Source organism: Rosenbergiella epipactidis, assembly GCF_018494055.1.
Lineage (GTDB): Bacteria > Pseudomonadota > Gammaproteobacteria > Enterobacterales > Enterobacteriaceae > Rosenbergiella > Rosenbergiella epipactidis.
On the sequence record NZ_JABBFQ010000006.1, the window covers coordinates 40,300 to 63,262 of the forward strand.

The following is a 22,963-nucleotide window of genomic DNA, read 5'->3' on the forward strand; positions in this document are numbered from 1 at the left end:
TGTAACACGACCTGTGGCGATAGGGAACACTGGTGGCTCGCACTAGCGGCCACCAGATATTAGGAAACCACTTATCATGAGCGATTGTTCAGGTATGGGAGATAAAATGAAACAGGCATTACGAATAACGTTGAGCTTTTTTCTGTTGGCGTGGGCAGCAATCGCGCAAGCAGAGGTACATATTGAAATTACCCAAGGGGTAAATACTGCGCGTCCTATTGGTGTTGTGCCTTTCCAATGGGGTGGCGGTGGCTCAGCGCCTGAAGATATCGGTGGTATAGTTGCGGCAGATCTGCGTAATAGTGGTAAGTTCAATCCTCTGGACCGTTCACGTCTTCCACAACAACCCGCGAGCGCTCAAGAGGTCCAACCTGCAGCGTGGTCAGCGCTGGGTATTGATGCTGTCGTGGTCGGGCAAGTAAAAGGTAATGCCGATGGTAGCTATCAAATTAGTTATCAACTGGTTGATACTGCAGGCGCCCCGGGCACCGTGCTCGCGCAGAATTCGTATAAAGTGACCAAACAATGGTTACGTTATGCAGCGCATACTGCCAGTGATGAAGTCTTCCAAAAATTAACCGGAATCAAAGGTGCTTTCCGTACGCGTATCGCGTATGTAGTACAGACTAATGGCGGTCAGTTCCCTTACGAACTGCGTGTATCTGACTACGACGGCTACAATCAAAACGTTGTACATCGTTCGAGCGAACCATTGATGTCACCGGCTTGGTCGCCAGATGGAAGCAAGGTCGCTTACGTGACATTCGAAAGTGGTCGTTCGGCATTGGTGGTACAAACACTCTCGAACAGTAGCATCCGTCAAATTGCTTCATTCCCACGTCACAATGGCGCACCCGCGTTTTCACCGGATGGGACTAAGCTTGCTTTCGCGTTATCGAAAACAGGTAGTTTAAATCTTTATGTGATGGATTTAGGTTCAGGTCAAATTAGTCAAATTACTAATGGCCGTTATAATAGTACTGAACCGACGTGGTTCCCTGATAGTCAGAATATCGCCTATACCTCTGACCAAGGTGGATTACCTCAAATTTACAAATTAAATATCAACGGTGGTGCACCACAGCGTATTACTTGGCAAGGTGGTCAAAACCAAGACGCTGATGTCGCGACCGATGGTAAATCAATGGTGATGGTTAGCACTGCAGGTGGTGCGCAACATATCGCTCGACAAGATCTAGAGACAGGAGCAGTACAAACATTGTCTAGCTCTTATCTGGATGAGACGCCAAGTCTAGCACCTAACGGCACGATGGTGATCTATAGCTCCACTCAGGGTTATGGTTCCGTATTGCAGTTGGTTTCGACCGATGGGCGTTTCAAAGCGCGTCTTCCGACGACTGATGGACAGGTAAAATTCCCTGCCTGGTCGCCGTATATGTGATGCATGTGTAAATATGTATGGCAAACTATAATAGGATTTTCGAAATGCAATTCAATAAAGTGCTGAAAGGTTTACTGCTGGCTCTGCCAGTGTTAGCGGTTGCTGCATGTTCTTCTCACAAGAACAACAATGACCAATCAGGCTCTACCACTGGTGCAGATAGCGCTTACGGTAATGGCATGTCTGGCAATGGCAGCAACGGCAACATGTCTTCAGATGAGCAAGCTCGTCTGCAGATGCAACAACTGCAACAAAACAACATTGTTTACTTTGGTCTGGACAAGTACGACATCCTGCCTGAGTTTGCACAGATGTTAGATCAACACGCTAACTTCTTACGTAGCAACCCATCTTACAAAGTGACTATCGAAGGTCACGCGGATGAGCGCGGTACGCCAGAATACAACATCGCCCTGGGCGAGCGTCGTGCTAACGCGGTTAAAATGTACCTGCAAGGTAAAGGCGTAGGCGAAGACCAAATGTCTATCGTCTCTTACGGTAAAGAGAAACCAGCAGTCTTAGGTCATGACCAAGCTGCATGGGCGAAAAACCGTCGTGCTGTATTGGTATACTAAGAGAAAACTATGATTAGTAACTTCAGACTTCATACATTGAGTCTGTCGTTACTGATTGGCGTAGCGGCCGTTCCGGCCGCTCATGCCCAGGCGTCAATCAGTAGCGCTGGCTCGGGATCTACCGAAGACCGTGTCACCACCCTCGAACGAATCTCCAACGCACAATCTCAACTTCTCCAGCAACTGCAACAGCAGTTGAACGATACCCAAAGTGATATTGATGCGCTGCGTGGTGAGATCCAACAAAATAGCTATCAACTGAATCAAGTGGTTGAACGGCAAAAGCAACTCTACCAACAAATCGATACCCTAAGTAGTAGTGGGGCGGCGGCCTCAGCTACCTCTTCCGGTTCAAGCGATAATAGTCAACAAGCCTCTACAACCAACCAATCTGCTAGCGACGCTGCAGGTCAGGTAGGAACCCAGACTGGCGATGTGAATAAAGATTATAATGCGGCTGTCGATTTGGTATTGAAGCAGAACAAGCCTGATGAGGCGATGGCGGCATTACAAGCTTGGGTTAAAAAATATCCGGACTCCACCTACCAACCTAATGCTAACTATTGGTTAGGACAGCTCTATTACAATAAGGGGCAGAAAGATGATGCCGCTTACTATTTTGCCACGGTAGTGAAAAAATACCCTAAATCTCCAAAATCGGCAGAAGCGTTGTTGAAGATTGGTACCGTAATGAAGGATAAAAATCAGCTGGATAAAGCCAAATCTGTGTGGCAGCAAGTGATTCAGCTCTATCCTAATACGCCTTCGGCAAAAGCGGCGCAAAAAGCCTTAGCGGAGTAATGTTAAGATTTTTTCAGCAGTTTCTGGCTGAATAGTGTCCGTGTCGCTGTAAAGGTAAGCAACTGATGATTTATTTTGAATTAATGGTTGCGCTGTCTCGGTAAATCAGTAATATATGCCGCCGTTGCCGAGACAAACTTAAACAGTGTTTTTGGCAAGGAAAATCGGGTCGTTAGCTCAGTTGGTAGAGCAGTTGACTTTTAATCAATTGGTCGCAGGTTCGAATCCTGCACGACCCACCAAATTTTATAAAAAAGCACCTTATAGGTGCTTTTTTTTCGTCCCAACACTCAATGTTAACTCGTACAGGATGAGAACCTGCAGCAGGTTCGAGTCGAGCGCAGTGAGACAGCGTTGCCAGTGGCAACGACCCGAAGGGCGAGCGTAGCGAGTCATCCTGCACGACCCACCAAATTCTTACTGGAGCCAAGTCTCTCGTCATCACCGCGCCAGTGAATGCTGACGCGGTGTTTTTGTCTCGATAAACTCATCGGTTAAGGGGCATGATGATCGGCGGCGAGGTTACCGATGAAGGGAAGGCGTATTTGCAGCGGTGAAACGTTAATCCCTAGATTCATTCCCAATAAGTTGAATTCAATCCCTTCTTGTTCACCTAGATTAACCCCTAATAGCCCTAATAAGGACAGTTGTATCCCTTTACCTGAAGGGGGACGGCCAATTGGGTCAGTTAAGGAACGATAATCCTTGCCTATCGCATTAGCAGGCATATTGAGTTCCAGCTGAGGAACTTGACGTCCTATATGCGCAATGAAGGTATTACTATTAGGCCCAGGCCATGCATGATAGGTATGAGGGTAGGGATAGCTGTGTACTGCAGCGTTCAGACGCGGGATCAAGGCTTCCGCAGCCTCTCCCCGGTGCTCAACTAAGATATGAGGGCGCGCGCCATACCAATAACCATCAGCAATAGCATAGTCCTTGCGGATCAAATCACTGCTACGCCAGCCAATAACGTCATAACGCGTATAGTGAGTCTCGCCACGGCGCTTGTAGACAAGCCAAGTATGCACGGCAAAGTGCCCACGCCAGCCATAGGTCTTAGCCGCCAATACAGCTACTAGCGCGCTATCCTTTATCGACGCAGGGTCAGCTAAGAGGTGTGCAGAGTCTCGACGCGCGGTAGTCCAGCTATCCCCGGTAACGGGACGATTAGCGGCCCTGTCGGTGAGGTAACTGGCGAGTAAGGCTAATAGCGCGATAATTATATAAGCGAAAAGGCATCGGCGTAGCATAAGAATAGTTACGCTCCTTGAAACGGAAGTAGATAAGATAAAGTGTAGGAAGTCATGATGGAAACACAACTTAACTTGGACGAGTGGGGAAAATTAAGGAAATAAAAGACAAACAGACCGACTTATTGTATGTTGTTTAGTATACTAAACATGAGGTGCGGCGATGAATTTTTTCAGTATCAATACGTTGTTAGTGCATATTCCTTTAGGTAAGCAGGGCTACGATCTCTCATGGATTGAAGCGGTCGGCACCCTTTGTGGGTTACTCTGTATCTGGCTTGCAAGCAAAGAGAAAGTCATCAATTATCTCTTCGGTATTGTTAATGTGCTGTTGTTTGCGGTTATTTTTTATCAAATACAGCTTTACTCCAGCCTCCTACTACAAATTTTCTTCCTACTGGCCAATGTCTACGGCTGGTACGCTTGGACCCGACAAACCTCTTCTCAACAAGTAGAGTTGCAAATACGTTGGCTGGGGACGCGTGCGCGTGCAGTGTGGGGGGCGGTTTCATTGATCGCAATACTCGTCATGACACGCTTTATTGATGCTATTTTTGGGCACTTCGCCCGCCTAACCGTTATGCTTCTCAATCAGTTTGGGCTTAAGGCTCAGCTTCCCGTATTACAACCTGATGCCTATCCTTTCTGGGATGCCTGTATGACTATTCTATCGGTTGTGGCAATGATTTTCATGACACGTAAATGGGTTGAAAACTGGATACTGTGGGTGGTGATTAACATCATCAGCGTCGTAATATTTACGCTACAAGGGGTCTACGCTATGTCGATTGAGTATATGATTCTCACGCTTATCGCGATTAATGGTGTGCGTCTCTGGTCAAGCAAAGCCTCGCAGAATGACGGTCCACACACTTCTTAATTCCCTGAGGGAAAAAGTGGCAATAAGGGTTTGCAGTTTGACAGCGGCACGTTAGAGTATCGCTAGGACAACAGCACACTTATCGTGATGGAATAATAATGAGCTATAAAAACGACGATTTACGGATCACAGAAATTAAAGAACTTTTACCGCCAGTGGCACTGCTAGAGAAATTTCCTGCAACAGACCGTGCCGCTGAAACGGTGGCGAAAAGCCGTCAAGCTATTCAGCAGGTCTTGCAGCAACAAGACGACAGATTGCTTGTCGTGATTGGCCCTTGCTCGATTCATGACACAGATGCCGCGATGGAATACGCGCAACGTCTTGTTGCCTTACGGGATGAGCTGAAAGGTGAGTTAGAAATCGTTATGCGTGTCTACTTTGAGAAACCGCGTACCACCGTGGGTTGGAAAGGGCTGATTAACGATCCGTACATGGACGGCAGTTTTGATATCAATGAGGGATTACGATTAGGTCGTAAGCTTCTTCTGGATATCAACGATCTGGGTATGCCGACGGCGGGAGAGTTTCTTGATATGATCACTCCCCAATATTTAGCTGATCTCATGAGCTGGGGAGCGATTGGTGCCCGTACCACTGAGTCGCAGGTACACCGTGAATTGGCTTCTGGTCTCTCTTGTCCTGTAGGCTTTAAAAATGGTACCGACGGCACGATTAAAGTCGCGATTGATGCCATCAATGCAGCCTCCGCTGGCCACTGCTTCTTATCGGTCACTAAATATGGCCACTCGGCGATCGTTGAGACCGCAGGGAATAAAGATTGTCATATTATTCTTCGTGGTGGCAAAACGCCTAACTACAGCGCGGAAGATGTAGCCGCTGTGAAGGCGGGTCTGACCCAAGCAGGTTTACCGCCGCAAGTGATGATCGATTTCAGCCATGCCAACAGCTCCAAGCAGTATCAAAAGCAGATGGAGGTGGCGACGGATGTTGCTGGTCAGATCGCGCAGGGCGATAACGCGATTATGGGCGTGATGATTGAAAGTCACTTGGTGGAAGGTAACCAGAGTTTAGAGAGCGGACAGCCTCTGACCTACGGTCAAAGCGTCACAGATGCGTGTATTGGTTGGCCTGCTACGGAACAAGTATTAAAACAGTTAGCTGAGGCGGTAAGCGCACGTCGTCAAGCCTAAAAGAAAGGCCGGATTATCCGGCCTTTTTACTTATTTCGCTTTACCTTGGTTAGCGACCGCGGCTGCACGGGCTGCCACTTCCTCGGCATCACCGAGATAGTAGCGTTTCAGTGGTTTGAAGTTCTCATCGAACTCATAAACCAATGGCACACCAGTCGGGATATTCAGCTCTAAGATCTCATCTTCAGAAAGACCTTCAAGATACTTAACCATTGCACGCAGGGAGTTACCGTGTGCGGCGATAATCACTTTCTCACCACTTTTAATGCGTGGCAGAATGGTTTCGTTCCAATAAGGGATTACACGCTCGATGGTGGTGGCTAAGCTTTCGGTTACCGGCAGCTCTTCAGCGCTGAGTGAAGCATAGCGTGGGTCATGTCCCGGGAAACGCTCATCAGAACGCTCTAATTCTGGTGGTGTCACGGCAAAGCCACGACGCCATTGTTTAACTTGCTCGTCACCGTATTTTTCTGCAGTTTCTGCTTTGTTCAAACCTTGCAGCGCACCGTAGTGACGCTCATTAAGACGCCAGCTTTTTTCAACCGGTAGCCAAGCTTGATCAAGTTCATCTAACACAGACCATAGGGTATGAATGGCGCGTTTGAGAACAGAAGTGTAAGCGAAGTCAAAGGTGAACCCCTCTTGCTTGAGAAGTTTGCCCGCAGCTTGCGCTTCTCCACGACCTTTTTCAGAAAGGTCAACGTCATACCAACCGGTGAAACGGTTTTCTTGGTTCCACTGGCTTTCGCCGTGGCGGACCAGTACAAGCTTAGTTACTGCCATCGTAAAGCTCCTTCAATGATTAATCATTCACTTTAAAATTGTTCTCACCGCAACGACTGTTCGGTCAAGAGACACTACTGCCACTACCATAGCGGAAAAGGGCGCGTCGCGTAAGTCTCTGACTACCCTTGCGATGACTTTTTAAGCACTGATAAAATGATAGCCAAAACAAATCTGACGAATTTCTCCTGCTGGCAACCAACAGCCCGCCAGCGGTGTATCATTCGCCGCGTCAGGGCGATAACCCGGTTCTAACGCAACACCTTGATAATTATCATATTCTCCTTCGGGGGCGGGCGTACCGGACAGATAGTTCCCAGTATAAAGCTGTAACGCCGGTTCGCTACTGAACAGATTCATCTGTAATCGGCCATCAGCAGCGCTAAGCGTCGCGACCGGCTGGTCTATCGTATGGGCATCGATGATGAAAGCGTGATCATAACCGCCGGTTATTTGTTGAAAATTGTCCGCTAAAAAATCTTGGGCGAGAGATTTTGGCGAGCGAAAATCAAAAGCAGTGTCTGCAACAGGCAGGCAGTCCCCGTCGGGGAGTCCATCAGCATCGACAGGTTGGAAAGATGAGCCGTGCAGCGCAAGCCGGTGTGCACGGATATCGCCTTGTGTTGCATCGAGATTGAAGTAGGCATGATTGGTCAACGATAACGGGGTAAGGGCATCGGATTGAGCGCTAAAACAGAAATCGAGGCGATTATCGTCACTCAGCGTTAGGGTGAGCTCAATGTCCAGATTACCCGGGAAACCTTGGTCGCCATCGGCAGAGTGTAAACGATAGACTAAGGTCTTATCGGTATGAACCACCTGCTGCCAGCGTCGATGGCTAAATCCCTCTGGCCCGCCATGCAGCTGATGAGGACCTTGATTACGGCTAAGCTGGCAGTCTAGGGCAGTGAGATAGGCTTGGCGAATACGATTCGCGTAACGTCCGACGGTTGCTCCGAGATAGGCCGATTGTTGCAAATAGCGTTCAGGTGAGCCACAGCTTAGGATAGCCTCCCGTAAGTGGCCATCCGCTTGCGGAATTTGTGCACTTATCCACGTTGCGCCCCAGTCCATAAAGCGCACAACCATTCCTTGTGCATTACGCAGTTCGGCGAGGTTAAACGGTTGGCCGTCGGGCGCGAGGGCGGTTGATGTCAGCATGGGCTAGCTCCTTGTGAAGCATGGCAGAGATAATAGGTCTCTTTGATTCCTGTCGCGGTAAAGTAGTGATCGGCCATGGCCGCTTGGACGGCTTCCACTTTATCAGAGGGCAGGAGTGCCACGACGCAGCCACCAAATCCGCCGCCCGTCATGCGTGCGCCGCCTTCCTCACCAATCGCGTCTTGTAATAACGCCACTAAACGGTCGATCTGTGGCACCGTTATCGCGAAGTCATCGCGCATAGAGTTATGGGATTCGGCCATTAACTGCCCCATTCGGGTTAAATCACCTCGGTTCAGTGCTTCCGTTGCCTCTAACGTCCGTTTGTTTTCCGTGAGAATATGGCGGACGCGTTTTGCAACGGTAGGTTCCATTTCTGCTTCGCGGGCGTAAAACGTTTCCAAGGTCACCTCGCGTAATGATTGCTGGCCGAAAAAGGCCGCGCCTTGCTGGCATTGCTCGCGGCGTAGATTATATTCGCTGCCCACTAAGGTCCGTTTGAAATTGGAGTTCACAATCAATACCGCAATATCATTTGGCATCGATACGGCTTTTGTTTCAAGCGATTGGCAATCGAGTAACAAGGCATGATCAGCCTGACCCATTGCCGAAATCATCTGATCCATAATGCCGCAATTACAGCCTACAAACTGGTTCTCCGCTGCTTGGCCGTTGAGCGCGATTTCCACAGGGGTAATCGGCAGTTGCCATAAATGTTTAATGGCGGTTCCGATTGCCACTTCTAAGGAAGCAGAGGAGCTTAACCCAGCACCTTGTGGAACATTACCACTGATCACCATATCCATTCCTTGAAACTGGTCAGTAATCTGGCGTAAATGTTTCACTACGCCACGCAGATAATTTGCCCACATCGCAGACGGGTGAAATTCGATTGGTGCATCTAATGAGAACTCGTCCCGTTGATCGTCGTAATCTGCGGCAATCACGCGAACGCGATTGTCCTGGCGTTTAGCACAGCAGATAACCGTTTGATAATCGATGGCGCAAGGTAAGACGAAGCCCTGGTTATAATCGGTATGTTCACCGATCAAGTTAACCCGTCCCGGTGCTTGGAAGAAATCGGTTGGTGCATAGCCGAAGTGCTGCTGAAAACGCTGTTCACAGCGCTGTTTAAGTTCAGTGATCATTGTGGAGTCTCTCGAAAGTGGCGGTCACTGACGGATCGTAGGCGTTCCGCAGCTTGTTCAGGGGTAAGGTCGCGCTGGACTTCTGCTAACATTTCGTAGCCGACCATAAATTTACGCACAGTTGCCGAGCGCAGTAGTGGGGGATAAAAGTGAGCATGTAGCTGCCAGTGCGCGCACGTTTCATCGGTAAACGGTGCGCCATGCCATCCCATCGAATAGGGGAAAGCGCAATGGAACAGATTATCGTAGCGGCTGGTTAACTGTTTTAAGGCAAGGGCGAGATCATCGCGCTGTGCCTCAGTGAGTTCGGTTAAACGTGCCACTTTGGCTTTAGGCAATAGTAAGGTCTCGAAGGGCCACACCGCCCACCAAGGTACGACGGCGATCCAATGTTCCGTTTCAACCACCAAGCGCTCTTTTTGCTGCAGCTCTTTCTGCGCATAGTCCCATAACAGCGGACGCTGGTGACGTTGATAATAGTCACGTTGCTGGCGATCTTCGGTAGCGATTTGGTTAGGTATGAAGCTATTTGCCCAAACTTGACCATGAGGATGTGGGTTCGAGCAGCCCATTGCCGCCCCTTTATTTTCGAAAATTTGTACCCACGGGTAAGTCTCTCCCAATTCAGTCAGCTGTGCTTGCCATACCTGTATAACTTGGCTAATTGCTGAAAGCGAAAGCTCTGGCAGCGTTTTACTGTGATCGGGGGAAAAACAGATCACTCGACTGATGCCGCGAGCACTCTCTAATTGGAAGAATTCGTCCTCACACTCTGCCGAAGAGGGGGTGTCGGGGAGTAATGCTGAGAAATCATTCGTAAAGACGAAAGGTGCATGGTAATCAGGATTAACCTCGCCGTTGATACGCGTGTTCCTAGGACACAGGTAGCATTCTGGATCATGTTGCGGCAGCTGCTGAGGGCTTACTGTCTCCTCAGCGCCTTGCCATGGCCGTTTGGCACGATGAGAGGACACCAACACCCACTCACCGGTAAGGGGATTGAACCGGCGATGGGGTTGGTCGAGGGGATCGAAGGTTTGCATAGTCATCTCGTCATAATTAAGCCGTAATGACTGAAGCGTAGCATGAATTAAGGTCTATTTTTGTGATCATGCTAATATTTATGGAAGCGTTTACACTGAATTTCAAAGGCTTTGTAAAGACTAATCGAGCTATAACTATCCTTTTGTGTAAACGATTACATTTTAGGAGTAATAAAGCCTAATTCGACACATGCCCTACCATCCTGAACTCAAATGACTAAAGGTATGAGGAATAAGGGGAGGTACCGCAGTAGGTTGGCACTTCTAGAGGAGCTAGTCACTGCTTAACTAGTATCCTTAATAATGGTTACATTTACGTTAAGGCTTTTGGAAATCGTAGCATGGCCGCAAGATTATGGGACAACTGTCCCGGCCAGGTCGTCAAAAAGATCATGGTTTTCGCTTAACATTGCTGAGCACCCACTGCTTTCACAGCGGGTGAGATCAGGCTAAAGACTTTCTTGCAAATAGTCATATCCCCCTTGGTCGTTGGCAACGAAGCGTAATCGGTGGGTGATGCACTGCGGAGCATCTTCTGCATGATGAGAGACAAACAGCAGCTGTGTGGTGCCTTGGTCGATTAGCATCGAAACAAACTGTTTAATCAGCTGACGATTAAGCCCATCCAACCCTTGTAAAGGCTCATCGAGAATCAGTAATTGGGGATGTTTCACTAAGGCTCGCACAATCAGCACCAACCGTTGCTGACCCCACGATAAGCCATGGAAGGGCAGGTGTGCTTGTTCAGCAGAGATTCCGATCAGCGCGAGCCATTGATCAGCCAATGCCTGATGGCGGTCGCCCGGAACCTGGTAAAGGCCAATGGAATCGAAATAGCCAGAGAGAACAACGGTACGCACTGAGGCACTAACGCGGTACTCAAGGTGCAAACTGCTGCTGACGTAGCCGATATGTTTCTTAATATCCCATAAGGTCTCACCACTGCCTCGACGAATGCCGAATAGTGTCAGATCGTTGCTGTAGCCTTGTGGATGGTCGCCGGTGACTAAGCTCAGTAACGTCGACTTCCCCGCACCATTGGGACCGGTAATCTGCCAATGCTCACCGGGATTCACTTGCCAAGTGAGGTTATTAATAATCACATTATCATCCCATGAGACACGTCCCGATACTAAACGGATCAACGGAGTAGAAGAGGGCAGCGCTGGCACGTTGGTAGGCGTATCGCGCTCAGGGAGCTTAACGGCTGATAACTGCTCTAGATGGTGAAGTTGTGCGACAACATTATCAGCTAACACTTGCTCACGCGGTGCTAAAGGCTGTAAGTGACCTTCAATCAGTAAGCCGACTCGGTCAACAAATGGCGGGATATCTTCGAAACGATTGATCACGAAAACCAATGTAAGCCCCTGTTGCTGTAATTCCAGCAAAAGTTGCTGCAAAGCGGCACGAGAATCGACATCCAGCCCATCGAAAGGCTCATCGAGGATTAACAGATCCGGGGTAGACATTAAAGCTTGGCACAATAAGGTCTTTCGCGTCTCGCCGGTTGATAGCACTTTAAATGGCCGATCAAGCAGTGGCACAATGCCGAAACGCTCGGCCAAAGCTTGGCAGCGTGCGGGATCTTGGTAAGCTTCCTGAATAACCTGCCGTGTCAGTTTGCCGTCACTGTTCTCACCTTCGCTAAAGAGATCGCTATTATTGCGCTGCCACTCTTGATCGATAAATGCCGAAAGCTGCTCGAATGAGAGCCGAGTAGGCGAGGTGAAGTGATTGTCGAGGGTCCCCTTAGCGTTTGGGAGATCGCCTTTCAGCGCCAGCGCCAGTGAAGATTTTCCACTGCCATTAGTCCCGACTAAGGCGATGCTCTCTCCTTCTGATAAGTGCAACGAGTCTATCTGCAGAGACCAGTGTTCCCCACGATGAAATGTACATTGCGAAATATGCAATATTTTCATATTCTATACCGTTTTATGCATTTACCTTAGTTTTAGCGAGCTGCCGCTGGCTTGTCAATCCTTGTTGAACAGGGTAAAGGCACAAAAAGCGGTATCCACCTTGCTCCAGTATCGTTAAAATAAGGGTTTTAGACGCCGAAGGGAGAAGACTATGCTGGAACTGCTGAAAAGTTTGCTGATGGCGATCATCATGGTACCTGTACTGATGGCCGTTATTTTGGGTTTAATCTGGGGATTAGGTGAGCTGTTTAACCTCATTTCTGGAACGAAGAACGAAAAGAACTCAGCCTGATGCCACGCCTATGCCTGCCCGGCATAGGCAGAATATTTACAGAAGTGTCGACTCGATAAATTGCGCGATCGATGGTGCGTCATTACTTCCAATCACTACCTGACAGCGATCTTTAATTTCCTGTTTCGCTTCATGCATCGCAACGCCAATTCCCGCACGCTCCAACATACTTAAATCGTTATTGTTATCGCCAAAGGCGACCACTTGATCCATTGACAACTGCTGCGCGCTTACCCATTCGGCAAGTCTTTTACCCTTACTGTTACCCCGTTTAGCAATATCGATTTGGTCGGTCCATGACCACTCACAGACCACCTCTGCGGCAGCCTCTACACGGTCTGCAAAGCGATGCAACTGCGTCGAGTCAGCGTGAGCCAATGCAAATTTCCACAAGGGTTCACCGCTCTCCACCACCGATTTCAGGTCATTGACTTGACGAAATACCGGGCGCAGTTCTGCTCGGTACTGCTCGGCCCAAGCTTGCATACGGATAACATGTGGGGTGGGTTGCTCGTAATACATTGCGTCACCGGCATACAGTAATCCCTTAATATCTGCTTGACGTAAGGCGTCGATCACAATCTCAGTGTCGACAGCAGGCAGCGGATCACTATCAATCACGGCATGTTTTTGGTAATCATAAGAGTAAGTACCATTACAACATATGGCGGGATCCGTTAAGGCGAGGGTCTGATAAATCGGATGAATTGCACTGTGGTGGCGACCTGTGACGATCAAGACGCGATAGCCCGCCGCTTTAGCACGGGTGAGGGCCTCAATGGATTCGGGTAGAACCTGTTTTTGACTGGTTAATAGGGTGCCATCTAAATCTAATGCGATAACTCGGTAATCCATAATAACGCCACCTAATTTTATGATGTAAGAAAAAAGTCTACACCTGAAATAAGCGAAGCAGCAAATCCCGCACAAAATCACTGTTACAATTATAGAATTGGTGCACACTAGATCTAACTAAAGTTAAGGAGAGCGCATGAAACAAGTTATTTATACAGCTAGCCCAGAAAGCGAAGAGATCCATGTATGGCAACTGTCTGAGCAGGGTGATTTGTCGTTACTGCAAACGGTTAACGCGCCTGGGCAACCACAACCGTTAGCCATTAACCCTCGCCATAACGTCCTGTACGCAGGGGTAAAGCCTGAATTCCGTGTGGCGGCGTGGAAAATCGACGCAACAGGCACACTGACTTGGTTAGACGAGGCTGCGCTGCCAGGCAGTGCCACCTATCTTGCTACGGATCGTGAGGGAGAGGCGCTGTATATTGGCTATTACCATGATGGTTTTGTTAGTTATGGTCAACTCGGGGCTGAGGGTCAACCGACCTCACCGTCCCAAGTATTGAAAGGGTTAGACGGTTGTCACTCGGCGAATATTAACGTGGCCAATAACCACCTTTACGTCCCCGCATTAAAACAAGATCGTATTTGTGTCTACCCGCTTCGTGATGACAAGGGTTTAGATGAAGCCAAAGTTTCGCAAATCGACTCTGCGGCAGGGGCTGGCCCACGCCATATGGCTTTCCATCCCCAAGGAAAATTTGCTTACACTATTAACGAGCTTGACAGCACGGTGATGGTTATCGCATTGGGTCAAGGTAACGATAAGGTGGTGCAGACACTGCCTACTCAACCTGACGATTTCACCGGAACCCCTTGGGCTGCAGATATCCATCTCACCCCGGATGGTAAATTCCTCTATACCTGTGATCGTACCAGTAGTTTACTGACTATCTTCGCTGTTTCCGCGCAGGGGGATGCGCTCTCTTTAGTGGGCTTCCACCCGACAGAGACCCAACCACGTGGTTTTACGCTGGATAAAACAGGAAAGTTTTTAATCGCGACCGGTCAGAAATCTCACCATGTCGCGGTCTACCGCATTGATCAACAAAGCGGAACGCTAACCGATTTAGGGCGTTATGCAGCAGGTCAGGGGCCGATGTGGGCGATTGCCCATACCCCAGAATAGGATGTAAAGTGCCACCGAGGTGGCACTTTTTTTGAAGCTTACCTCATCGAAAGTCAACCTAGTAGAGCAACGCTTTGCTCGCTACAGTCTTCGCGTTATCGATTACTGAAACAGTGCGTCTTGCTCTACAGCTGCGGCAATAGCTGACATTAATTGCGTAAGCTGTTGTTCAGTGATCAGATAGGGAGGCATAAGGTAAATCAATTTATCAAATGGCCTTATCCACACACCAGCGTCAACGAAATAAGCTTGAATATCCGCCATCGCTACAGCGCGATGACACTCCACGACACCGATAGCGCCTAATACCCGGACATCTTTAACGTTTCGGTGATCAATTAACGGACCGAGCCCAGCTTTAAGCTGCTCTGCGATGCTGCTCACCTGTTGTTGCCACGCACCTTCGGCTAAAATTCTTAAACTCTCGGTCGCGACTGCACAGGCGAGGGGGTTTCCCATAAAGGTTGGACCATGCATAAAACAGCCAGCAGGACTACGGCTGATGCCATCTGCCACACGGTCAGTTGTAAGGGTTGCGGCAAGCGTCATGGTGCCACCGGTAAGGCCTTTTCCCACACAGAGAATATCCGGTGAGATATTGGCGTGTTCACAAGCGAACATCTTGCCTGTCCGTCCGAAGCCAGTGGCAATTTCATCGGCTATCAGCAGTACATCGTACTGATCACACAACTCTCGTATGCGTTTAAGCAGCTGAGGATGATAGAAGCGCATTCCCCCAGCGCCTTGTACGATTGGCTCCAGGATGACAGCCGCAAGAGTATGATGATGTTCGGCGAAGGCCTCCCTGAGTGCATCCGCTTCACTTTCCTGCCAAGGTTGGTCGAACGTACATTGGGGCACGGGAACGAAGAGGTGTTCGGGCAAGTAACCCTGCCAAAGGGAATGCATGGAGTTTTCAGGATCACAGACTGACATTGCCGCGTAGGTATCGCCATGATACCCCCCGCGTAACGTTAAAAATTTTTGCTTACTCTGCGACGTACCACTCCAATATTGCACCGCCATTTTCATTGCGACTTCTACTGAGACCGATCCCGAATCCGCCAAAAAGACTTTCGTTAACCCAGTCGGGACGATGGCCAATAATTCACGGCCAAGTTCCACCGCGGGGCGGTGAGTCAAACCGCCGAACATCACGTGCGACATGCGAGCAATTTGGTCAGTCATCGCGCGGTTTAACCGTGGGTGGTTATAACCATGAATAGCGGCCCACCACGAAGACATCCCTTCCACCAATTCTTGCCCCGTTTCGAGAGTAATACTGCAGCCTTGAGCCGAAGCAACAGGGTAGCAAGGAAGAGGATCACGCATTGAGGTATAGGGATGCCAAAGGTGTTGACGATCGAATTCACTGTCTTCTGTCGGGAACATAATTGTTGTAAACTGTTTTCGATAAATTTAGTTTACAAGTATAACCACAATAACCGAATGTTTAAAGTTATGGAGCAAGCCATGTCACAACGTTGGACACGTCAGCAAGTTACTGAGCTGTTTGAGATGCCTTTTTTAGAACTGATGTTTAAGGCCCAGCAGATCCACCGTGAAAATTTCGACCCTGCTAAAGTACAAGTCAGTACCTTGCTTTCCATCAAAACGGGGGCGTGCCCTGAAGATTGTAAATATTGCCCGCAAAGTGCGCGCTATAAAACCGGTTTAGAATCTGAAAAATTAATGGAAGTTGAAGAAGTGCTAACCTCAGCCCGTAAAGCGAAAGCCGCGGGATCAGGACGTTTTTGTATGGGCGCAGCATGGAAAAATCCACATGCGCGGGATATGCCTTACCTGAAGAAAATGGTAGAAGGCGTTAAGGCGATGGGCTTAGAGACCTGTATGACGCTTGGCACGCTCTCTCCTGACCAAGCCGACGAGTTAGCCACTGCAGGACTCGATTATTACAACCATAACCTCGATACCTCGCCAGAATTTTACGGCAACATTATCACCACTCGTAGTTATCAAGAACGTCTTGATACGCTGTCACATGTGCGTGGTGCGGGAATCAAGGTCTGTTCGGGTGGGATTGTTGGACTCGGGGAAACGATCGATGACCGCGCTGGCCTCTTGATGCAGTTAGCCAATCTTCCCACCCCGCCAGAAAGCGTCCCCGTCAATATGTTAGTGAAGGTGAAGGGGACGCCGCTGGCCGATAACGATGATGTCGATCCTTTCGACTTTATCCGTACCATTGCCGTTGCACGGGTATTAATGCCGAGTTCGTATGTGCGTCTTTCAGCGGGTCGTGAACAGATGAGTGAACAAACTCAGGCGATGTGTTTTATGGCGGGTGCGAACTCAATTTTCTATGGCTGCAAATTGTTGACCACTGAAAACCCTGAAGAAGACAGCGATGTTCAACTTTTCCGTAAGCTTGGATTAAAACCGGCGCATGCTCACACGGAGCTAGGGGTGGAGTCTGAGTCTGAAATGCTGCATCAGCAAATTAGCCAAGCGGATACCTCACTCTTTTACAACGCGGCTGTCTAATGTCCTGGCAACAACGCATCGAAAACGCTTTACACCAACGCCAGCAGCAAGGATTGCTGCGGCGGCGGTTAGCGGTCACCGTCTCCCCGCCCGCCCGCCTCACTCAGGACGGTCAACACTTCACGCATTTTTCCAGTAACGATTACTTAGGGTTAAGCCATCACCCTGCGGTGATTGATGCATGGTGCAAGGGGGCACAACACTGGGGAACGGGTGCGGGGGCGTCGGGACACGTCACCGGCTACTCACCTTGCCACCAGCAGCTTGAACACACACTAGCCGACTGGCTGGGTTTCCCACGGGCCATACTCTTCAGCTCGGGCTTCGCGGCAAACCAAGCATTAATTTTCGTCCTTGCCGAGTCCAGTGACACACTTATCGCCGATAAATTAATGCATGCCTCGTTACAGGAAGCGGCGGCGCTATCTCCGGCCCGCTACCGCCGTTTCCCTCATAACTCGTTAGACGGCCTTGCACGGCAATTAGCGGCGACCGACACGGAGAATCGTCTAGTTATTACCGAGGGCGTCTTCAGTATGGATGGCGATCAAGCGCCGTTAGCCGCGATCAGAGAAATGTGCCGCGAACAGCAAGCATGGTTAATGGTCGATGATGCGCATGGTATCGGTGTGTTGGGTGAAGAAGGGCGTGGCAGCTGCGCCCAACAGCAGGTTACACCCGACATACTGGTAGTGACCTTTGGTAAAGCGCTTGGGGTGAGCGGTGCGGCCATTCTCTGTTCCGACGCGGTAGCGGCTTACTTGGAACAATCGGCTCGTCATCTCATTTATAGCACGGCATTACCCGCGGCCCAGGCTGCTGCTGTCTTAGCCAGTATCGAAATCGTTCGTCAGCAACCGGAATACCGTGAAAAGCTGAGCCAAAATATCAGCGATTTTCGAACCTCATGTAGTCAGCAGGGAATTCCCCTAACCGATTCATTAACAGCGATCCAGCCAGTGATTATCGGTGATAATCATCGAGCGTTAGCCGTCGCCCAAGGCCTGCAATCTGCAGGGCATTGGGTCCAAGCGATTCGCCCACCGACGGTCCCAGTGGGAAGCGCACGCTTAAGAATTACGCTGAGTGCTGCACACAGTACCGAGCAGATTACCCGTTTGGTTGAGGCCTTGCATCATGTCCTCTAATCCCCCAATCCAGGTCGATAAAAAGGCGCTGGCTCAAGCATTTGGTCGTGCAGCCAAACAGTACGATCATTTTGCTGCGTTTCAACGTATTGTTGGCGAGCAACTCATGGCGCACTGCGACTGGCACAAGCCTGGTTTACTGGTGGATGCTGGAGCAGGTTCAGGCTGGTTTAGTCGTTATTTTCGTGGGCAGGGTCATTGCGTGACAGCTTTTGACCTCTCCAGCGGAATGTTGCAACAGGCCGTTCAACAGCACTCGGCAGATCACTATGTGCGTGGCGACCTTGAAGCGTTCCCTTTCCTTGCGCAAAGTGTTGACTACTTATGGAGTAATCTTGCGCTACAGTGGTGCAGTGATTTCCGACAAACCGTGCAGCAGTTGCAACGCTCGCTGACGGCCCAAGGGAAACTCGCCATCTCAACCCTAGCCGCCGGCTCTTTACCGGAAATTGAACAGGTCTGGCAGCGGTTGGGGCGTTCTGCACCGATCAATCGCTGGTCCAGTGCTGAGTCACTGCTCGCCACGGCGGAGTCTCTGGGGCTGACTGCTTGGCAAGCACCTATTATCTGCCATTTTTCGTCCCCCCTCGATGCTCTCTGGTCGTTAAAAGGTATCGGGGCGTCACACTTGCACGCGGGTCGTCAGGCAGGGCTAGGCGGACGAGCCTTTTTTCATCAATTGGCTGACCACTGGCCTCGAGACGAGCAAGGTTACCGTCTCACCTATCAAATCGTTTTTGGAGTTTCCCGATGAGTCACACGTATTTCTTAACCGGAACCGATACAGATGTCGGCAAAACGCTGGTATCGGCCGCGCTACTGCAAGCCGCTGCGCGCGAGGGCTACACCACCGCAGGGTATAAACCGGTTGCATCAGGCTCTGAATGGACAACGGAAGGCTTACGTAATCGTGATGCGTTGATTTTACAGCGCTACAGTAACCTAGACTTACCCTATGCGTCGGTCAACCCGCTTACCTTCGAGCAACCGACCTCTCCGCATATTGCGAGCCAGCGCGAAGGCCAACCGATCAGCTTCCCACGGCTCGATGAAGGACTATCGGCCTTACAAGCGCAAGCGAATTGGGTGTTAGTGGAAGGGGCAGGGGGCTGGTTTACCCCACTTTCTGCACAGCAACACTATGGTCAATGGGTGAGTGCGCAGGGACTCCCGGTTATCTTAGTGGTAGGAATGAAGCTAGGCTGTATCAATCACGCTTTATTGACCCAAGCGGCTATTCAGCAAGCGGGACTGACGTTAGCAGGTTGGGTGGCTAATAGCCTGAGTCCTGAGCCACACGAATATGCTGCTTATTGTGGCTACCTCACTGACCAGATTAATGCGCCGTTACTGGGCGAAATCCCGTATCTAAGCGATGCGGAGCAATTGGATAATCTTGGGCACTATCTCACATTACCTTCGTCAATGCGTGAGTACTCCACTCCACCGCGCCGCTGAAACGCATTAAATCGGCGGCCGTCCCCGACATGATACTTCGACCATGATGAAGCAGGGTAAAGTTATCGGCGACCCGTTTCACAAAGGGCAAATTCTTGTCCATCAATAACACGCTAATATTATGTTGCTTAGTGAGGGCAGTAATTATCGCAACAAGCTGGTCGGCTTCATGCGCGGTCAAACCTTCCGAAGGTTCATCCAATAAAATTAACTTAGGGTGGCTGATCACGGCCCGGGCCAGCGCCAATTGGTATTGTAATCCTTTCGCTAATGTCCCGCTGCGTTGATGGCGTTCGGTGATCAGGGTTGGGAATAGCTGACTGATTATCGAGGGTAAGGTCGCGGGTAAGCGTCTTTGATGGCCTGCTTTCAGCGCAATGAGTAAATTTTCTTCTACACTCAGTTGCGAGAAAATCGGACTCCCTTGTGGAACATAGGTTATGCCTAATTGCGAACGAAACTGACTAGGAAGCGAAATCAAACTACAAGGCAGCGTATTTTGCGGCTGCCACGTCATCTCGCCACTCATGATGGGCAGAAACCCCAAAATACAATGGAATAAGGTTGTCTTACCGGTGCCTTGTTGCCCGACGATGGCTGAGCAACTATTTTGGTTCACTTCAAGGTTGATATCCCAGAGCGTATGGTGGTCGTCGTAGGCTTGATTGATCTCTCTCAGCTGAAGCATGGTGTCATCTCCCAATCCATTAGCAAGCTATGTAATAGAGTTGTTAAGCAATAAGCGCGCCAGTTTTTGTAAGGGGGGGTAGCGAAGGAGAGAGGGCGGGATGAGTCAATGGACGAAAAGGATGAACGTTAGTGGTGCATAACGAATCATAAAATGGCAATTATTTATCTCAACAAGTATTGACTTTCCCTGTTCAGTTAAGATTTCTGACAATAATTTGCAGCGGAATTGCCGAAGTAAAAAAGTGCCATCATCAAAAAAAAATTTTTTTATTGGTTTGTCATCTTTCTGAAAAATTATACACAGCCCACGGCTACTGGCCTGCCAGCAGTTATCCACCATTCCTGTGGATAACCATGTGTATTACCCTCTGAAAACAGTGGCTAGCCGATGAATGATGCGGGTTGGCATTGGAGTGGTTGTAAACTACACTTATTTTTATATAAATTTAAAATCAATACGTTACGCAAAAGCAATAGCGTGAACGGTCGCCAACACGCGAGGCCGCGAACTTAATGACAAATGCTTGACAAAAATAAATTGTCCACGGCGGACGGTGGATAACCTAAAAAAAGATTGACTGAATGACTTTTATTCGACGCCGAGCATTTTTGGCGATAAGTGTACGAGCGGACTGGATGTTTATCCAGTAAAAATCTGTACTTCTTACCGCTAAGGAGTAAAATTACCCCTCATCCTGATACTGACTAACCGGGACCAATGATTATGAGTAAAGTTTTTACCTTACACTCGGAATTTAAGCCTTCTGGTGATCAGCCTGAAGCGATAAAAAAATTAGAAGAAGGGTTAGACGATGGTCTCGCTCATCAAACGTTACTTGGCGTGACCGGTTCAGGGAAAACCTTTACCATCGCTAACGTTATTGCCGATTCAAACCGTCCCACCATGATCATGGCACCGAATAAGACGCTGGCTGCACAGCTTTATGGGGAGATGAAGGCTTTTTTCCCCGAAAACGCCGTTGAGTATTTCGTGTCTTACTACGATTATTACCAGCCGGAAGCCTATGTACCGAGTTCCGATACCTTTATTGAAAAAGATGCTTCGGTGAATGAACATATTGAGCAAATGCGTCTCTCAGCCACTAAAGCCTTACTCGAGCGCAAGGACGTGATCGTTGTGGCTTCAGTCTCGGCTATCTATGGGCTAGGTGATCCTGATGCCTATTTAAAAATGATGCTGCATTTAACGCGAGGCATGATTATTGACCAGCGTAGCATTCTGCGCCGTCTGTCAGAGCTGCAGTACACACGTAACGATCAAGCTTTTCAGCGAGCGACGTTCCGTGTTCGTGGTGATGTGATTGATATTTTCCCAGCGGAATCAGACGATTTAGCGTTGCGCGTGGAATTATTTGATGAAGAAGTCGAAAGACTCTCCCTCTTTGACCCGCTAACTGGGCAAATCGAGCAATCTGTCGCACGCTTTACTATCTATCCGAAAACTCACTATGTCACCCCTCGTGAGCGGATATTGCAAGCGATGGAGGAGATTAAAGTCGAGCTGGCTGATCGTAAAAAAGTCCTCTTAGACAATAATAAGCTCCTTGAAGAGCAGCGCATCACACAGCGCACGCAATTCGATCTCGAGATGATGAATGAACTGGGCTACTGTTCAGGTATCGAAAACTACTCGCGCTACCTGTCCGGACGGGGCCCAGGTCAGGCACCGCCAACCTTATTTGACTATTTGCCCGCAGACGGCCTGCTGGTGGTGGACGAGTCCCACGTGACTATCCCGCAGATTGGTGGGATGTATAAAGGTGACCGAGCGCGTAAGGAAAACCTGGTTGAGTATGGCTTCCGCTTACCTTCTGCTCTGGATAACCGGCCGATGAAGTTTGAGGAGTTCGAAGCGCTCGCCCCGCAAACGATCTATGTCTCAGCGACCCCAGGTAAATACGAACTGGAAAAATCGGGCGAGGAAGTGATTGATCAAGTGGTGCGTCCAACAGGATTGCTGGATCCAATCTTAGAGATTAGGCCGGTGGCGACCCAAGTGGATGACTTATTGTCTGAAATACGCCAACGCGTTGAAATCAATGAAAGGGTACTGGTCACCGTATTGACTAAGCGTATGGCAGAAGATCTAACCGAATATTTAGAAGAGCATGGTGAGAAGGTCCGCTACCTTCACTCTGATATCGATACAGTTGAACGGATGGAAATTATTCGTGATCTACGCTTAGGGAAGTTTGATGTCTTGGTAGGGATCAACTTACTGCGAGAAGGTCTGGATATGCCAGAAGTCTCGCTGGTGGCGATTTTGGATGCCGATAAAGAAGGCTTCCTGCGCTCCGATCGATCATTGATTCAGACGATTGGACGGGCGGCTCGAAACGTGAGCGGTAAAGCGATTCTTTATGCAGATAAGATTACGCCGTCCATGGCCCGTGCAATTGAGGAGACCGAGCGTCGTCGTGAAAAGCAAGAGGCTTGGAACAAAGAGCACGGTATTACGCCGACCAAATTAAACAAGAAAATTACGGATATTCTTGAAATTGGTGGTGCGTCGGTGTCCGGTAAAAAAGCCAGCCCGTCTAAAGGGGATATTGAACTAAAAGCGGCGGAAACAGCGGCGGAATATTCGCTAATGACTGCGCCGGAGTTACAGAAGAAAATTTCGGAATACGAGCGTACCATGCAGAAACATGCGCAAAACCTCGAATTTGAAGAGGCTGCTCGTTTGCGTGATGAGCTTCATCAGCTCCGAGATTTATTGCTTATCGCTATGTAGGCAACCGCA

General features: G+C 49.3%; 21 protein-coding genes, 1 tRNA gene and 1 other RNA gene. 14 read left to right on the forward strand and 9 right to left on the reverse strand.

What is annotated here, in order from left to right; genetic code table 11:
* Nucleotides 1-106: 106 nt before the first annotated feature.
* The 5 genes from tolB (at nucleotide 107) to HGT71_RS10560 (ending at nucleotide 3,190) form a co-directional block, all read left to right on the forward strand.
* The gene (gene tolB, locus HGT71_RS10540) at nucleotides 107-1,402 is read left to right on the forward strand and encodes a Tol-Pal system beta propeller repeat protein TolB (protein WP_214217824.1); all 1,296 of its coding nucleotides are present in this window, start codon (nucleotides 107-109) and stop codon (nucleotides 1,400-1,402) included.
* Nucleotides 1,403-1,446: 44 nt separating this feature from the next.
* Nucleotides 1,447-1,977: a peptidoglycan-associated lipoprotein Pal gene (gene pal / locus HGT71_RS10545; RefSeq protein WP_048911808.1), complete on the forward strand. Its 531-nt coding sequence runs from the start codon at nucleotides 1,447-1,449 to the stop codon at nucleotides 1,975-1,977.
* A gap of 9 nt (nucleotides 1,978-1,986) precedes the next feature.
* Entirely contained in the window at nucleotides 1,987-2,778 is a 792-nt protein-coding gene (cpoB, locus tag HGT71_RS10550; protein ID WP_214217726.1) for a cell division protein CpoB, read from the forward strand.
* Nucleotides 2,779-2,944: 166 nt separating this feature from the next.
* Nucleotides 2,945-3,020: transfer RNA gene (locus HGT71_RS10555), tRNA-Lys, on the forward strand.
* Nucleotides 3,021-3,067: 47 nt separating this feature from the next.
* Nucleotides 3,068-3,190: non-coding RNA, RtT sRNA (locus HGT71_RS10560), on the forward strand.
* 82 nt (nucleotides 3,191-3,272) lie between these two features.
* Here HGT71_RS10560 and HGT71_RS10565 read toward each other — a convergent pair.
* Complete coding sequence (locus HGT71_RS10565) at nucleotides 3,273-4,031, reverse strand: DUF3750 domain-containing protein (RefSeq protein WP_214217727.1); 759 nt, start codon at nucleotides 4,029-4,031, stop codon at nucleotides 3,273-3,275.
* A gap of 163 nt (nucleotides 4,032-4,194) precedes the next feature.
* On the opposite strand from HGT71_RS10565, the gene pnuC reads away from it, so the two are divergent.
* Entirely contained in the window at nucleotides 4,195-4,911 is a 717-nt protein-coding gene (pnuC, locus tag HGT71_RS10570; protein WP_214217728.1) for a nicotinamide riboside transporter PnuC, read from the forward strand.
* 98 nt (nucleotides 4,912-5,009) lie between these two features.
* Nucleotides 5,010-6,065, forward strand: coding sequence for a 3-deoxy-7-phosphoheptulonate synthase AroG (aroG, locus tag HGT71_RS10575; protein WP_214217729.1), 1,056 nt, complete (start codon nucleotides 5,010-5,012; stop codon nucleotides 6,063-6,065).
* A 30-nt stretch (nucleotides 6,066-6,095) separates the two neighbouring features.
* On the opposite strand, the gene gpmA is transcribed toward aroG, so the two are convergent.
* From gpmA to modF, 5 genes are all read right to left on the reverse strand, one after another.
* Nucleotides 6,096-6,848, reverse strand: coding sequence for a 2,3-diphosphoglycerate-dependent phosphoglycerate mutase (gpmA, locus tag HGT71_RS10580; RefSeq protein ID WP_092674466.1), 753 nt, complete (start codon nucleotides 6,846-6,848; stop codon nucleotides 6,096-6,098).
* Nucleotides 6,849-6,989: 141 nt separating this feature from the next.
* The gene (locus tag HGT71_RS10585) at nucleotides 6,990-8,009 is read right to left on the reverse strand and encodes a galactose-1-epimerase (protein WP_214217730.1); all 1,020 of its coding nucleotides are present in this window, start codon (nucleotides 8,007-8,009) and stop codon (nucleotides 6,990-6,992) included.
* On the reverse strand, nucleotides 8,003-9,157 hold the full coding sequence (gene galK, locus HGT71_RS10590; RefSeq protein WP_214217731.1) for a galactokinase: 1,155 nt from the start codon (nucleotides 9,155-9,157) through the stop codon (nucleotides 8,003-8,005). The genes HGT71_RS10585 and galK overlap by 7 nt, the downstream gene beginning before the upstream one ends.
* Entirely contained in the window at nucleotides 9,154-10,200 is a 1,047-nt protein-coding gene (locus HGT71_RS10595) for a UDP-glucose--hexose-1-phosphate uridylyltransferase (RefSeq protein WP_214217732.1), read from the reverse strand. Before HGT71_RS10595 ends, galK begins: the two co-directional genes overlap by 4 nt.
* 449 nt (nucleotides 10,201-10,649) lie before the next feature.
* Complete coding sequence (gene modF / locus HGT71_RS10600; RefSeq protein WP_214217733.1) at nucleotides 10,650-12,122, reverse strand: molybdate ABC transporter ATP-binding protein ModF; 1,473 nt, start codon at nucleotides 12,120-12,122, stop codon at nucleotides 10,650-10,652.
* A gap of 151 nt (nucleotides 12,123-12,273) precedes the next feature.
* Here modF and HGT71_RS10605 point away from each other — a divergent pair, with 151 nt between their 5' ends.
* On the forward strand, nucleotides 12,274-12,414 hold the full coding sequence (locus HGT71_RS10605; RefSeq protein ID WP_048911819.1) for an AcrZ family multidrug efflux pump-associated protein: 141 nt from the start codon (nucleotides 12,274-12,276) through the stop codon (nucleotides 12,412-12,414).
* A 36-nt stretch (nucleotides 12,415-12,450) separates the two neighbouring features.
* Here HGT71_RS10605 and HGT71_RS10610 read toward each other — a convergent pair whose 3' ends face one another.
* Nucleotides 12,451-13,269: a pyridoxal phosphatase gene (locus HGT71_RS10610; RefSeq protein WP_214217734.1), complete on the reverse strand. Its 819-nt coding sequence runs from the start codon at nucleotides 13,267-13,269 to the stop codon at nucleotides 12,451-12,453.
* 136 nt (nucleotides 13,270-13,405) lie between these two features.
* On the opposite strand from HGT71_RS10610, the gene pgl reads away from it, so the two are divergent.
* Complete coding sequence (gene pgl / locus HGT71_RS10615; RefSeq protein WP_214217735.1) at nucleotides 13,406-14,398, forward strand: 6-phosphogluconolactonase; 993 nt, start codon at nucleotides 13,406-13,408, stop codon at nucleotides 14,396-14,398.
* 102 nt (nucleotides 14,399-14,500) lie between these two features.
* Here pgl and bioA read toward each other — a convergent pair whose 3' ends face one another.
* Nucleotides 14,501-15,790 carry an adenosylmethionine--8-amino-7-oxononanoate transaminase gene (bioA, locus tag HGT71_RS10620; RefSeq protein ID WP_214217736.1) on the reverse strand — a complete coding sequence of 430 codons (1,290 nt, stop codon included), beginning with the start codon at nucleotides 15,788-15,790 and terminating at the stop codon, nucleotides 14,501-14,503.
* 81 nt (nucleotides 15,791-15,871) lie between these two features.
* Between bioA and bioB the strand changes: the two genes are divergently transcribed.
* From bioB to bioD, 4 genes are read left to right on the forward strand one after another with little or no spacing between them, the layout of a single operon-like run.
* On the forward strand, nucleotides 15,872-16,903 hold the full coding sequence (gene bioB, locus HGT71_RS10625; RefSeq protein ID WP_099825524.1) for a biotin synthase BioB: 1,032 nt from the start codon (nucleotides 15,872-15,874) through the stop codon (nucleotides 16,901-16,903).
* A complete protein-coding gene (gene bioF / locus HGT71_RS10630) occupies nucleotides 16,903-18,051 on the forward strand; it encodes an 8-amino-7-oxononanoate synthase (protein ID WP_214217737.1) in 1,149 nt (382 codons plus the stop codon). The genes bioB and bioF overlap by 1 nt, the downstream gene beginning before the upstream one ends.
* On the forward strand, nucleotides 18,041-18,805 hold the full coding sequence (locus tag HGT71_RS10635) for a methyltransferase domain-containing protein (RefSeq protein WP_214217738.1): 765 nt from the start codon (nucleotides 18,041-18,043) through the stop codon (nucleotides 18,803-18,805). The genes bioF and HGT71_RS10635 overlap by 11 nt, the downstream gene beginning before the upstream one ends.
* On the forward strand, nucleotides 18,802-19,509 hold the full coding sequence (gene bioD, locus HGT71_RS10640) for a dethiobiotin synthase (protein ID WP_214217739.1): 708 nt from the start codon (nucleotides 18,802-18,804) through the stop codon (nucleotides 19,507-19,509). The genes HGT71_RS10635 and bioD overlap by 4 nt, the downstream gene beginning before the upstream one ends.
* Here the strand turns inward: bioD and HGT71_RS10645 are convergent.
* The gene (locus HGT71_RS10645) at nucleotides 19,460-20,197 is read right to left on the reverse strand and encodes an ABC transporter ATP-binding protein (RefSeq protein ID WP_214217740.1); all 738 of its coding nucleotides are present in this window, start codon (nucleotides 20,195-20,197) and stop codon (nucleotides 19,460-19,462) included. The two genes, bioD and HGT71_RS10645, sit on opposite strands and share 50 nt — an antisense overlap.
* 726 nt (nucleotides 20,198-20,923) lie before the next feature.
* On the opposite strand from HGT71_RS10645, the gene uvrB reads away from it, so the two are divergent.
* Nucleotides 20,924-22,954: an excinuclease ABC subunit UvrB gene (gene uvrB, locus HGT71_RS10650; protein ID WP_099825894.1), complete on the forward strand. Its 2,031-nt coding sequence runs from the start codon at nucleotides 20,924-20,926 to the stop codon at nucleotides 22,952-22,954.
* The last annotated feature ends 9 nt before the right edge of the window (nucleotides 22,955-22,963 follow it).